The organism is Sphingomonas ginkgonis (assembly GCF_003970925.1).
In the GTDB taxonomy this organism is placed as follows: Bacteria; Pseudomonadota; Alphaproteobacteria; order Sphingomonadales; family Sphingomonadaceae; genus Sphingomicrobium; species Sphingomicrobium ginkgonis.
On sequence record NZ_RWJF01000001.1, the window covers coordinates 1,189,683 to 1,202,276 of the forward strand.

9 protein-coding genes are annotated in these 12,594 nt (G+C 60.7%); all 9 read right to left on the reverse strand.

All coding sequences use genetic code 11. The features are described 5' to 3' along the window. Window positions 1-34 precede the first annotated feature (34 nt). Entirely contained in the window at window positions 35-889 is an 855-nt protein-coding gene (gene kdsA, locus HMF7854_RS05710) for a 3-deoxy-8-phosphooctulonate synthase (RefSeq protein ID WP_126718206.1), read from the reverse strand. After that, a complete protein-coding gene (locus tag HMF7854_RS05715; protein WP_126718207.1) occupies window positions 879-1,697 on the reverse strand; it encodes a 3-deoxy-manno-octulosonate cytidylyltransferase in 819 nt (272 codons plus the stop codon). The genes kdsA and HMF7854_RS05715 overlap by 11 nt, the downstream gene beginning before the upstream one ends. Before the next feature lie 6 nt (window positions 1,698-1,703). Then, window positions 1,704-2,651 carry a KpsF/GutQ family sugar-phosphate isomerase gene (locus HMF7854_RS05720; RefSeq protein WP_239016858.1) on the reverse strand — a complete coding sequence of 316 codons (948 nt, stop codon included), beginning with the start codon at window positions 2,649-2,651 and terminating at the stop codon, window positions 1,704-1,706. Between the two features lie 187 nt (window positions 2,652-2,838). Further along, the gene (locus tag HMF7854_RS05725) at window positions 2,839-3,912 is read right to left on the reverse strand and encodes a glycosyltransferase family 4 protein (protein WP_185829174.1); all 1,074 of its coding nucleotides are present in this window, start codon (window positions 3,910-3,912) and stop codon (window positions 2,839-2,841) included. 17 nt (window positions 3,913-3,929) lie between these two features. Further along, window positions 3,930-4,829: an NAD-dependent epimerase/dehydratase family protein gene (locus HMF7854_RS05730; RefSeq protein ID WP_126718210.1), complete on the reverse strand. Its 900-nt coding sequence runs from the start codon at window positions 4,827-4,829 to the stop codon at window positions 3,930-3,932. A gap of 33 nt (window positions 4,830-4,862) precedes the next feature. Then, entirely contained in the window at window positions 4,863-5,897 is a 1,035-nt protein-coding gene (gmd, locus tag HMF7854_RS05735) for a GDP-mannose 4,6-dehydratase (RefSeq protein WP_126718211.1), read from the reverse strand. Between the two features lies 1 nt (window position 5,898). After that, the gene (locus HMF7854_RS05740; protein WP_126718212.1) at window positions 5,899-9,597 is read right to left on the reverse strand and encodes a glycosyltransferase; all 3,699 of its coding nucleotides are present in this window, start codon (window positions 9,595-9,597) and stop codon (window positions 5,899-5,901) included. 14 nt (window positions 9,598-9,611) lie between these two features. Beyond that, window positions 9,612-11,666, reverse strand: a complete 2,055-nt coding sequence (locus HMF7854_RS05745) for an FkbM family methyltransferase (protein WP_126718213.1) — start codon at window positions 11,664-11,666, stop codon at window positions 9,612-9,614. After that, window positions 11,663-12,586 carry a glycosyltransferase gene (locus HMF7854_RS05750; RefSeq protein WP_185829175.1) on the reverse strand — a complete coding sequence of 308 codons (924 nt, stop codon included), beginning with the start codon at window positions 12,584-12,586 and terminating at the stop codon, window positions 11,663-11,665. Before HMF7854_RS05750 ends, HMF7854_RS05745 begins: the two co-directional genes overlap by 4 nt. Window positions 12,587-12,594 lie beyond the last annotated feature (8 nt).

Below are 12,594 nucleotides of genomic sequence, written 5' to 3' on the forward strand. Positions count from 1 at the left end.
CCACCGGTCCTCGTCCTCGACCCGCGCACTCCCGTCACCCCAGCCGCGCGCCCGCCCGTGCATGAAGCGCCTGCAGGCTGTCGATCAGTCGCGGCATCTCGGCCAGCGGGATGGAGTTGGGCCCGTCGGACAAGGCGTTCGCCGGGTCCGGGTGGGTTTCCATGAACAGGCCGGCGACTCCGACGGCGACCGCTGCTCGAGCCAGCGGCTCCACGAATTCGGGTTGGCCGGCGGACTTGTCGCCGCTGGCGCCGGGCAGCTGGACGCTGTGGGTCGCGTCGAACACCACCGGGCACCCGGTGCGCCGCATCACCACCAGCCCGCGCATGTCGACCACGAGATTGTTGTAGCCGAAACTGGTGCCGCGCTCGCAGACGAGGAAGGGACCGCCGCCCTCTTGCGGGGCCGCCCGGCGCGCCTTGGCGATGAGCGGTTCCATGTCCGCGGGAGCCATGAACTGACCCTTCTTGAAATTGACCGGACGACCGGTCGCGGCAGCCGCCTCAATGAGATCGGTCTGCCGGGCCAGCAGCGCCGGGGTCTGCAGAACGTCGACAACCTCGGCGGCAGCGCGCGCCTGTTCGGGCGTATGGACGTCCGTGATCACCGGCAGTCCGGCTTCGCTTCGAACCTTCTCGAGAACCCGCAAGCCCTCGTCGATGCCGTGACCGCGGAAAGAGGTGGCCGAGGTCCGGTTGGCCTTGTCGAAGCTGGCCTTGAACACGACCAGCATGTCCAGTCGTCGAGCGATGTCGGACAGCGCCTCGGCGATCGCGAGGCAGATCCGCTCATCCTCGACGACGCAGGGTCCCGCGAAGAGGAACAGCGGTTCCCCGGCACCGATCGGGCGACCGCACAGCTCGGTGCGTTCGAGCGGTTCAGCGGGCATCACGGCGCCGCAGGATGGCTTCGACCAGCGGCGCATCGCCGGGATTGTTCACCTCGATGACGTCCCAAGCGGGCGGCTCGCATAGCGCCACCCCGACGCGCAGCCCGGCATCCAGAAACCGCAACTGCTCCAGTCCTTCCTGCTGCTCGAGTTGGCACGGGCCGGCATCCACATACGCCGTGAGCGCCGCCCGACGATAAGCATAAATGCCGAGGTGAAGATAGACGTCCGGGGTCTGCTCGCGCGCCTGCTCCGGGTCGACATAGGGAAGGATGCGCTTCGAGAAATAGAGCGCGTCGTGGTGCCGGTTGAACACCACGGTGGTGCCGCCGACCCGCCCCGCCGCGGCGTCGTCGGCAAGATGGCGGTATACCGTTGGCGTGCAGCGAATCGCGGGGGTGGCGACGGGAAGGTAGGGGTCGGCTCCAAGCCGGGCGACCACCGCCGAAAGGATGTCGGGCGGGGTCAACGGTGCATCGCCCTGGAGATTAACGATGATGTCGGCATCGCCCGGTATCGCGGGCAAGGCCGCGGCACAGCGCTCGGTGCCGTTGCGGCAGTCCGCCGGGGTCATCACTACCGAACCGCCGAAGCTTTCGACCTCACGCGCAATTCGCTCGTCGTCGGTGGCGACCACGATCGTGCTGGCACCGGTGAAAGCGCTTGCCGCGCGCCAGCTATGCTCGATCAGTGTCCTTGCCGTCCCGTCCGCTCCGCGAAAGCGAGTCAGAGGCTTGCCGGGGAAGCGGGTGGAAGCAAACCGGGCCGGGATGACGATGGCAACGCTCGGCGCGTCTGCGACAGCCACCGTCGCTTAGGACCCGCGCCCGGACGTGAGGTCGTGGATGTGGACCAGCCCGACCGGCTTGCTGGGGCGGTTCGCCGACATGACGAACAGGCAGGTGATCCGGCTCGACTGCATCAGCGCGAGGGCGTCCTCGCAGCGGGTGCCTTCCGGAACGGTGATCGGGCGCGCCGTCATCACGTCTTGCGCACTGCTGTGGAAGAGATCGTCGCAGTGGCGGCGCAGATCGCCGTCGGTGATCACCCCGACCAGATTGGAGTCATGTCCCATCACGCCTGCAATGCCGAAGCGGCGCAGGGTCATCTCGATCACGACTTCCTTCATCGGCGCGCCTGCTGCGACCAGCGGCAGCGCGTCGTCGGTGTGCATGATCTCGTCGACATAGGCCATGCGCGAGCCGAGCGAGCCGCCTGGATGGAGGATGCGCAAGTGATCGCGAGTCCAGCCGCGGCTTTCCATTACCGCCACGGCGAGCGCGTCGCCGAGCGCGAGCATCAGCGCCGTCGAGGTGGTCGGCGCCATGTTCTTGGGGCAGGCTTCCGGCAGCGCCGGAAGGAGGAGGAGCACGTCCGATCGCTGCGACAGCGGTGACTGCGGCTGGGCGGTAACCCCGATCACGGCGCAGCCGAGCGTCTGGCCGTGCCGGAGCACCGCGTCGAGCTCCGCCGTCGCGCCGCTGTTCGAGAGAACAAGCAGCACGTCGCCGCGGACGATCATCCCAAGATCGCCATGAGCGGCTTCGGCAGGATGAAGAAAGAAGGAGGGCGTGCCGGTGGCGGCGAGGGTCGCAGCGATCTTGCGACCGATGTGGCCCGACTTGCCCATGCCGGTGACGATCACCCGCTGGTGGGTGTTCAGGAGCACTTCCGTGGCCGCCGCAAAGCTTTCGTCGAGGCTGCTGGCGAGTTCCAGAAGGGCCTGTCCCTCGCGCTCGACCACCCGTCGACCGTGCGCCACAGCGCGCACCGGGTCGAGCGCTGGCCGAATAGGCCACGGCGAATTGACAGACACTTGCATCGCTAAGCTCGTTCCCACCTTCGCGGCCCTTAGACCGCCCCCTCAGCACCTGCCAAGTCTAGCCTCACGAATAGTTAATTGCCACAAAACATTGCTCTAGTTGGGTGCAACCCGCCCGACTGTGTCTTTACAACATCGCGTAGACGGCCGCGGTCGCCTCGACGCAGGCTCGCCAGCTATACTGAGCGGCGTGGGCCACGCTGGCTTTGGCAGCCTGTTCGAGCCAAGCCCCGTCCTCAAGCGCTTCGCAAACGGCATTACGGAAGCCGCCATGGTCATCGGGGTCAGTGTAGCGTGCCGCGGCGCCGCACACCTCGGGCATGCAGGAGCGGTCGGCGGCAATCACCGGGACGCCGCTGGCCATGGCTTCGATCGGCGGCAAGCCAAAACCTTCGTAGATGGATGGATAGATGAACAGCTTCGCGCCGGCATAGAGGGCCGGCATCAGCGCTTCCGGAACGAAGGCGCAGTGGGTCAGCCACCCCGCCGCCTCACCCTCGGCGATTGCCGCCATGATGCTCTCGTTGCGCCAGCCGGGACCTCCGGCGAGCACCAGCGGATTGTCGGCGCGTAGTGCGGCCGGCAGGTCGCGCCAGACCCGGAGCAACTCGGCGATCCTCTTGCGCGGCTCGATAGTCGAGACGCACAGCGTGTATCGGCCGGCCTGCAGTCCGAGCCCACGCAGCGGCTCAGCCAGTTCGCCGGGGCTATGCGGCCGAAAAGAGGAGCTCACTCCCAAGGGCACCACTTTGATCCGCTCAGCAGCAATCCCGAAGTCGGCGACGATCTCGTCACGGACCGTCGCCGTGTCGGTAATAAGCCGGCGTGCCCGTACTAGCGAGTCGAGGAAATGCTTCTCGAAATGCCGAATGCGCTCGGCAGGGTGTGTCTCGGGGAAGCGGAAGACGGAAAGATCGTGGACTGTCATCACCCCCTGTTCAACCCCGCGAGGAAGGAAATAGTTGGGCGCGTGGACGATAGACGAGCGAGCCAGTCTCTGCCACTGCCGCCTGTCCCGCCAGCGCCGCGTCCAGCTCCGCTTCGGCATTCGCTGGTTGGTAAGAAGCGGCTTCACATCGTCGAAGAGACGCCCATGCGCGTAGTGATCGACGTGCGACACGCCCGGCACGCTCGGCAAGCCTCGCACCAGCTCGAGCGTGTAGCGGCCGATCCCTCCCATCTGCGGGGCGAGCGCGTCCACGACCAAGGACACTTGCATCAGTCGGCGAGCATCCAACGCAGCGTGTCATCGAAAGCCGGCATCGCGAGCGGACCGATCGCGGCCTCCAGCTTCGCCGCCGTCCCGCGCAGGGTTCGCACCTCATCGGGTCGGACGAATGCGGGGTTGACGGTCACGCTGAACGAGTGGCCCGAGATTGCGCGAATCCGCTCCAGCACCTCGCCGAGCGGGATAGCGACGCCCGAGCAGACGTTGAAGGTCTTCCCTGCCGCGCCCTCGCACTCGAGCAGCCGGGCATAGGCGTCAACGACGCCACGAACGTCCGAGAAGTCGCGCGCGACGTCGAGATTGCCCAGCGCAATCTCGGACGCGCCCGCCCGGACCTGCCCGACGATCTTGGGGATGAGGAAATCGGCCGACTGGCCCCGCCCGGTGTAATTGAATGGCCGCACGACCGTGATCTTCAGCCGATCGCCGTAAAGGTGAGCGAGTGCCTCGACCGCGACCTTGGTGATGCCATAATCGTTAGCCGGATTCGGCGGCAGCGTCTCGTCGAGCACGCCGGCCTGGCTGTTGCCGTAGACGTTGGCGCTGCTGGCAACGAGCACTGAGCGGGGCGGTTGCCCGGCCCGCGCCAGCGCATCCAAGAGCTGGCGCGTGCCGACGATGTTGGCGCGATACATTTCCGAGACGTCGTGATGCGCAACGAAGGCAATGGCGGCGAGATGAACGACATGGTCGGGACGGACCGCCTCTACCACCCGCTCCATTGCCTGCGGATCGGCGATGTCGCCCTCGTGGCACGCGAACAGCCCCTCCACCGCCTCGTCCGGGCGATGGTGCACAAGGCCGTGCACCTCGTGATCCCGCGAGGCGAGGAGGGCAGTCAAATAGCGCCCGGTAAAGCCGGCGGCACCGGTGACCAGCGTCCTAGGCACGGAGCAGCCGCCTGCTCGACTGGTCGCACCGCATCAGAAGGAGAAGCCGAGTCCGTTGCGGCGAAGGTCGGCCTCGACCATCATCCGGCACAGCTCCTCGAGCGTGGTCTTTGGCTCCCAGCCGAGCTTCTCGCGTGCCTTGGCCGGGTTGCCAATCAGCAACTCGACCTCGGCCGGACGATAGAACTTCGGGTTGATCCGCATGACAGTCTTGCCAGTCTCGACATCGACGGCGGTCTCTCCCTCGTCCTTGCCCGCGAACGACAGTTCGATCCCGGCAGCCTTGAACGCCATGGTGACAAAGTCGCGCACCGTCTCGGTGCGGTTGGTGGCGAGCACGAAGGTGTCGGGTTCGTCCGCCTGCAGCATCCGCCACATGCCATCGACATATTCCTTGGCGAAGCCCCAGTCGCGGCGCGCATCGAGGTTGCCGAGTTCTAGGCAGTCGAGCAACCCCAGCTTGATCTTTGCCACCGAGTCCGTGATCTTGCGGGTTACGAACTCGCGGCCGCGGAGCGGGCTCTCGTGATTGAACAGGATCCCGCTGCTGCCGTGGATGCCGTAGCTCTCGCGGTAGTTGACCGTGATCCAGTGCGCATAGAGCTTGGCGACACCGTAGGGACTGCGCGGGTAGAAGGGCGTGGACTCGATCTGAGGGACCGCTTGCACCTTTCCGAACATCTCGGACGTGCTCGCCTGGTAGAAGCGGATGTCCTTGTCGACGATGCGGATCGCCTCCAGCAGGTTGAGCGCGCCGATCCCAGTGATCTCGGCGGTGGTCGCCGGCTGGTCGAACGATACCCCGACGAAGCTCTGCGCGGCCAGGTTGTACACTTCCTTGGCGCCGGTCTGCTGGAGCAGGCGGATGGAGGACGAGAGATCGGTCAGGTCATATTCGACCAGCTCAAGCTTCGGATGGTTCTCGATCCCAAGTTCGGCCAGTCGCCAGAAATTAACCGAACTGGTCCGGCGATAGGTGCCGAAGACCTTGTAACCCTTGTCGAGGAGTAGCTCGGACAGATAGGCGCCGTCCTGACCGGTAATGCCGGTGATAATTGCGGTGTTCATATCAAATTCGTACCTTGAAATCTTCGTCGGGAAAAATGGTTGGCAGAAGCGTATCTACTGACTCCTCCCAACTCACTCGAGTGATACCTTCACTAGAGATGGCTGTTCCTGCTTGAAAACTCTGCAACCATTCTTCGAGTGTGGCGATCAGGTCATCAGTGAAATAGCTCGCGCAGTCGCCGCAAACCTCCCTAAACACGGGGATATCTCTTGCAATGAGGCGAACGTTCCGGCTCGCTGCTTCGATTAACGGCAAGCCGAAACCTTCATCAAGAGAGGCCGCAATAAGACAATCCGCTTCTCCGTAGAGGCGCTCAAGCTGCTCGTCGGAGATGTTTTGCCGCCACTCCAGCGGATGATCCGGCGCCAACTCTTCCAGCCGTCGAACGATCTTCTCTGCCTTCCAGCCAGGATTGCCGACGATGATAAGTCGGATCTTCTTGCCGCTATCCCAAAGCGCTTCGAAGGCGCGCAGAACCTCGAGATGACCCTTCCGCGGTTCAATGGTGCCAACCATAATGAAGGTTGGTTCGGCATTCCGGTCTGCGGCGGATATTGATCCGACTGAAGCCGCCACGCTGCTGCGAACATCATCCAGATCGGCACCAAGTTTGAAGTGCGAGATCGGAAGGTGAGTGTTGGGATGCGCAGTATCGAGGTAATCGCGCAAGTCGTCAGCGACCCCTTTGGATATACAAGTCGCCGTGTCTCCGGCGGCGACGATTTCGAGCCACTCTCGGTGGGCTTGTGCCACTCCGTCGGGAAACAGATCCGGATGCTTGATCGGGATCAGGTCATATACGACCGAAACAATTTTCGTCCCCTGTCGACGAAGTCGAAGCAGCTCCTCCTTCACGAAGGTTAGAAGCATTGGATTGAGATCGAGCAATAGAACCGTATCACTCTGCCCGATGTCCACCACGTCATCGGGAAGATCGACCGGCTCGACCTTCAGGAACCCGGTTGTGAACGAGCGGGCGAACCGGAACTTGCGTACTGCCGGATCGACGAAGACGGGCTCAATCCTAAAATCGAGAAAGTCTCGACCGAGCATGTCTTTCAGCACGTTGCGGACAACCCGCTGTATACCGGTTCCGGCATCGGTACGCGCGAGTACCGAAATGTCAATTAGAAGACGCTTGTTCTCGTGAGGTGACGCGTTGGCAAAGGCCGAACTGAACTGGCTCTTTTCGAAAGTCGACAACCCAGCTTGCCGTACAAGATCGATTGCGTAATCCAGCCGGTTTCGATCCAACCGCGCGGCGGCAAGAACCCTGCTATACGCCTCGGCGCATTCGGCCGGACTATGCCCGGTAAGTACTCGCTCACGGCCTAGGCCTCCAAGCTTCGCACGCATCTCGGAACTCCCGGCGAGTTCCTCAAGAGCCTCGGTTAGTTCCGAAATCTCGAATTGGTCCCGAAGGACGAGGGCGCCCTGGTCCGCAAGCGACGCCATTCCGCCGTTGTCATTGACGATCAACGGAACACCATGATTCATGCAGTCGAGCACAGCCGCCGAGGTCTCACCACGCGACCAAGTGCGCAATTGAACAGCCATATCTGCCACCGAAAGGTAACGGCGGAAAGTTTCCGCATCCGTCCAGCCGGCGATGAATATCCTTTTCTTGCCTTTCTTCGTTATGAAATCGCTCAGCTCTGCTCCATATACCCCTTGGTCGTTCTGCCCGACGAAGACCAGTTTGCAACGACGATCACCGCCAAGGCGAGACTTCACCCAAGCTTGGGCCAACTCACGGTTAAGTTTTGTCGAGCCGATCATCCCGAACGAACAGACGATTAGATCGTCGGCCGCAAACCCTAGCTCTTTCTTGAGCGAAGCCTTGTCGCTCTTGTCCGTGTATGGCTCCCGAAGAAGCGGGATGAATTGGAACTTGCTATCCGCTTGTCTGCCGTACCATTGGCGGGCGAGATGTCGGCCAAATTCGGAGTGCACAACGACCTTTTCCGCCAAATCGACAACGGTCTTGCTGCAAGGATATTTCCAAACCGTGTCGTAGACGTCGACCGCGCTTTTCCTCGCAAGCAGTGCCGGATAGCCGTGCGATCGGTAGAGCTCGCGTTGCCAGCCGTGCGGCTCGAGATGGTGCCACTCCCGGTACGACACAATCCCGCTGAGAAAAAAGTCGTGCAACACAACCACGCCACCGGTTAGCTGAAGAAGCTCGAACATGTAGGAGTGGAACTCGGAGTTCCCGAAATGATAGATTATATTGTCGAAGTCTCCGTAATTTTGGCGAAACTCAGCTTCGCTCATCACGCCGATGGCCTCCGGGATTAGCGGAAACTCGATCAAATCAGAGTTGACACCGTTGGCGAGCACTACATCTATTTGGAAATTCTTGGTTAAGGAGGCAAGTAGTTCGGCACTATAATCGGCGATGCCTGTCCTTGCAGGTGGCAGAGGGGAGACGAAGGCAAGGCGTGGCCGAGCGTCCGAGCGGTATGAGGCCGCAGGATGCGGTGCGCGACCCAGTTCCTCGATCGCGCCGAGCGCCCGGATTGCACAGCTATCCCAGTCAAATTTCGCGGATTGCACCCGACTATTTTCAAGCAACATTATCCGGTATGGATCATCTTCAAGACCGGCGTGCATGCGACTTGTGATCTCCTCTTGATCGAAGGGATCGAACATCGCTTCCTCAAGTTCTACGACCTCCGGCAGACTTGAGCGATTGGACGCAATAACCGGGGCGCCGCAATGCATCGCCTCAAGGGCAGGAAGCCCAAAACCTTCATGCCACGATGGAAAGATGAATAACCTTGTTAGATGATAGAGGGTGACTAACTCGTCTTCCGAGACATAACCGGTGAACACGATGTCTCCGTCGCTCAATCCTTTCTCCGAGGCGAGTTGCAGAAGCCTATTACGATCATGCTGGTGGGCCGAGCAGACAATCGCCAATTGATATTTGTTTCGCACGCTTCTCGGCAACTTGGCAAAGGCGCCGATGAGACGCTCGATATTTTTCCGAACGTCGATTCCGCCGGTGTACATGACAAACGGTTTGCGAAGGTCGTATTTTTGCCTGAGGCTTTCCTCGCAGTCAGGAGAGATGGTGGTCGATTTGAAATGCGGGTCTGCGGCCGTTCCCACGCTGATCGCCGTCGTTTTGTCGAATCCAAGGTGATCGATGGCTTCTCGCCGAGCGGACTCGGAGATCGACAACAGCCGATCGGCTCGGCGTAGCTGATCCACACGATCCATATACCATTGGGATATCTGACGATCGTGCAGGTAATCGCCTTTGTTTATCAAAGGGATGAGGTCATAGAGCGTGACGACGGTCGGAACGTTCCCGCACAAACCGATCGAGATGAGACCGTCGTCCGACAGCCCCTCAAAGAGACTAGTCACGAAAACGACATCTGGGTTCAGTTCTTGAATGAACCGTTCGCGGATGACCTGCGAGGCTCGCCGACGTGCCTTGCTCCCAGGGACTGCGAATGCAACGGACGGCAACTGCTTCCAAACATGGATCCTGTCCTGCGAAATGAAGTCCGCGAATTTAGTGCGGATCTCATCGATGCTGTCAGGAAAAGCCCCATTTAGAACGATATGGATATCGTGACGTTCATTGTTTCGTAAAATGGCTTGCGCCAAGGAGGATGAGTATCGACCAATACCGCGGTTACGAGAACCGTTAGTCTGCGCGCCCTGCAAATCAATTATGATACGCATCAATCGAAATACTCTTAAACTAGACGCTGGAAGATACGACGTCCGACGTCGCTAAGTTGGTCCTGTATGGACAACGTGTCATCCTCTAGTAAAGGGACTGCCTCGCCCGCCTGTCGTCTGGCAACTAGCTCTCTGACATTCTCTGACAGACTTTGAAGCTCTGTACTCAGGCCTTGCACCATGTTTCTCAGGTCAGCCGTGCCATGCGCAGCTTGTCTTGCCTCCGATCGGTAAATCTCGTTCAACAAGATCCGGTGGCGCTTCCAGGCCGCGCTATTGCTCTCGCCGCCGGTGATCATGCGGACCAGCCACCCGAATGGACTTCGTGCCCACCGCGCGCTTCGCAACGCGCGGTCAAAGCCGGCAATGCCGGGATCGTGCGATCTTGCTTCAGCCGATTTCCGAAGCTGCCATAATGTCTCCAGCTTGGAGTATCCCTCGCGTATTCTACGGGTATAATAGAGTTCGCCGACTTGATCTGGCTGTCGGCCAAGTACCGTCACATAAGCGCAGCGAACAAAGTCGATGTCGTTCCAGCTGACGAGCTCGGCGAGAGAATCGGCGCGGAGATATGGATTGCCATACTCCTGGTCGAGATAAGAGGTCATTGCTTGATCGTGGCTCGTTTGAACAGGAAAAGGAGGTTTTTGTGGCGGATGATGTTCACTGATTGACTTCGCCCAGTTCTCCAGCGCGAACATAATGTGTGAAGCCGATCTTGATCTCGGCCGTAACGGGTGCCAGCCACTCCTCGGTTTTTCAGACCCTGCCCTAACCAGGCGCGCGGCGGTCAGAACATGGGCTCGCATTTGCTCAAGCTCGGCGGCAAGTCTCGCAACGTCTTCACGGGCGTCGCCATGCTCTTTCAAAGTGTCGACTAGTTTGCCTCGAACCGCGTCGAGTTGCTCGCAGTGTCTTCGCTCCATTGCCAGATGCTCGTGAAGCGCCCGTCGCTCCTCCTCCCGGGCGGAGGTCAGTAGCGCTCGCAATTGATCCTGCTCTGCCAGAGCCACGTCGCTTGCCGCCCTCGCGCTCGCGCCTTCTGCCACCGCAGCTGCCAGACGCTCGAACAAGCCATCAATCTGGGTGAGCAGGACTGCCTTTTCGGTTGAAGCTTCGGCTGCCAGTTCCTGTAAGTCGGCGCGCTCGGCCTCCAGCGCCTGCTGGGCGGCAGCCATACCCGCACAGGAATTCTCGAGTTCCTGGACGCGCGAGAGGGCGGCCTGTCGCTCGCCGAGGAGCTCGGCGCGAGCGCTCTCGAGCTCGTCGACTCGGGACTGTAGGACGTTGTTGCTTTCTTTCAGCCCGCGCCGCTCCTCAGCGCTCGCAGTTGTCGCGATTGAGACGGCATCGGAGCGCTCATTGTTCAGCAGGGCAGCGCTGAAGTGCGATCGGCTGATCAGGAAAGAATCGAAGACATTCGGCGGCGTCTGGAACGCGCTTGCTCGTTCCGCTTGCTCCTCATGCAGGTAGTAGCGACTAAGCCCATCGAAATAAACGCTGCTGTACCCCCGGTTGCGGAGCTGGTGTTCCCAGGCCTCGTGGGTAGGTCGCCGTGTGCTTGGGAAGGTCGCTTCGATAGCGATAATCCAAGGGCGTGCGCCATGGTCGCCCCAACTCGCAAGCACGTCGGCCTCGGCGCCCTCGACATCGATCTTGAGCCAATGGGTCGGAGTTTTAATGGTCTCGTACAATCCGTCGAGCCGCACGGTGGGCACGAGAATGGACCGGCCTTCGAAACCGTTCCTTGAATGATGCTCCGCAATCTCTACGCTGGAGGTCGAAAGGCCCGTAGTCGGAAACTCAAAGAAGCGAATAGGTCCCGGGGCACAGCTGCAAGCCGCCTCGATGACCGTCTCGTCCGGCCGACTGTTCCTCAATTGTCGCGCGTAAGCAGGCGTGGGTTCGACATGAACACCGCGCCATCCTCTTTCGTAGAATGCCAAACTTACGCTGTCCTGCTCCGGATCCTGAGCGCCGATGTCGAGGTAAGAACCGCCTTCGATGTCCTTCAGCGCTCTCCAGAGTACGACATCTTCGAAATTCTGAGCGTAAGAGACGAACGTCATGATGCAGTGCGCAGCAAAGGCATGGCGGACGGTGTGGGCGTTGCTTTGATGCCCAAGACCTCCAACAGGTCGGCAACCGTTTTGCTCCAAGCTCTATGTTCGATATCCCCGTCAGTGAGAGATGCGCTACGCGCAAGCTCGATCAGGCGTTTGCCGAGCGAACGCGGATCGTCTTGCGTAAAGAATTGTATGCCTGACGACTGATTTTCACGAAATACCGGAAGGTCGCGAGCAAGGACGGGACGTCCATGCGCAAGTGCTTCGGCCAAGGGAAGACCAAAACCCTCATTGTGCGAGGCGACCAAGACGCCTTTGCAGGCTTCGTAAAGGCGGCAGAGACCCTCATCGCTGACGCTCGGCAGCCAGTGAAGGCGCTCCCCCGCATGCAAGTGCTTGCGCAACTTGACTTGGAGCGCCTGCGTCTTCCATCCCGGTTTCCCGACGATCACCAGGTCTGGCGCATCCTGAGGCGCAGTGTGCCAAATGTATTCGAATGCGGCTAAGGCGACGTCGTAGGCTTTGCGAGGCTCTACCGTGCCAACCATCAGGATAGCGTCATTTGTGCGAAGTCGTTCAAGCAATCGAGTGACGTCCAAGCACATTCCGGCGGATGGGCGGGACGCCGCAATGTCCGCGCCCAGATTCAATTTGCGTATGCGGATTAATCTTGGAGCAGCCATGGTGCCTAAACGGCCGGCCACGTCAACAGCGACCTGATTAGAGATGCAGAGGAGCTGGTCAGCTTCCCAACTCAACGTTTCAAACCACTCGCGGAATTGTTCGACGGTACGCTTTTCAAACCATTGAGAATGAGTAAGCGGTAGAAGATCGTAGACTACAACATTAACTGAGACTCCACTTGCGCGCCAAGCGCGGATCTGCCGCCGGTACTTGGGTAGAAAGTGCGCAGAAAGGTCCAAGCCTAGGA

Bases quoted from the DNA above. Each gene is read 5' to 3' on its own strand.
- HMF7854_RS05740 (WP_126718212.1), bottom strand. From the start codon at position 9,597: ATGCGTATCATAATTGATTTGCAGGGCGCGCAGACTAACGGTTCTCGT.
- gmd (WP_126718211.1), bottom strand. From the start codon at position 5,897: ATGAACACCGCAATTATCACCGGCATTACCGGTCAGGACGGCGCCTAT.
- HMF7854_RS05745 (WP_126718213.1), bottom strand. From the start codon at position 11,666: ATGACGTTCGTCTCTTACGCTCAGAATTTCGAAGATGTCGTACTCTGG.
- kdsA (WP_126718206.1), bottom strand. From the start codon at position 889: ATGCCCGCTGAACCGCTCGAACGCACCGAGCTGTGCGGTCGCCCGATC.